The organism is Streptococcus sp. HMSC077D04 (assembly GCF_001808785.1).
GTDB classification, from domain to species: Bacteria; Bacillota; Bacilli; order Lactobacillales; family Streptococcaceae; genus Streptococcus; species Streptococcus mitis_BX.
Genome location: NZ_KV794524.1, coordinates 1 through 644, shown reverse-complemented (window position 1 = coordinate 644; position 644 = coordinate 1). Strand labels below are relative to the sequence as shown.

The following is a 644-nucleotide window of genomic DNA, read 5'->3' as shown; positions in this document are numbered from 1 at the left end:
GAAGAACTCCAACGCTTTAATCGTGATAGTTTTATTGATTTTGAGAACTTAGGAATTGATTTTCTCTTTGTGGATGAAGCACATCACTTTAAAAATATTCGTCCAATTACTGGACTTGGAAATGTAGCAGGGATTACCAATACAACCTCTAAGAAGAACGTGGATATGGAAATGAAGGTTCGACAGATTCAGGAAGAACATGATTTTAAAAATATTGTCTTTGCGACAGGAACACCTGTTTCCAATTCTATTAGTGAGTTATATACTATGATGAACTATATTCAACCAGATATCTTAAAACGCTATCAAGTTGATTATTTTGACTCTTGGGTAGGTGCTTTTGGAGAAATTCAAAACTCTATGGAATTAGCTCCTACAGGGGATAAGTACCAACCTAAGAAACGATTTAAAAAGTTTGTCAATCTACCTGAGTTGATGAAAATCTATAAAGAAACAGCCGACATTCAAACACAAGATATGTTGGATTTACCTGTTCCAGAAGCTCATATTATCCCTATTGAGAGTGAGTTAACTGAAAACCAGAAACTCTATTTAGAAGAATTAGTTATGAGGTCAGATATGGTCAAATGTGGAACAGTTGATCCGAGTCAGGATAACATGTTAAAGATAACAGGTGAGGCACG

The 644-nt window shown here is 35.1% G+C and carries 1 protein-coding gene; it reads left to right on the top strand.

Annotated features, from left to right (window positions below):
* Positions 1–644 (top strand): SNF2-related protein (locus HMPREF2701_RS03525; protein ID WP_261674407.1); only part of this gene is annotated, 644 nt, incomplete at both ends.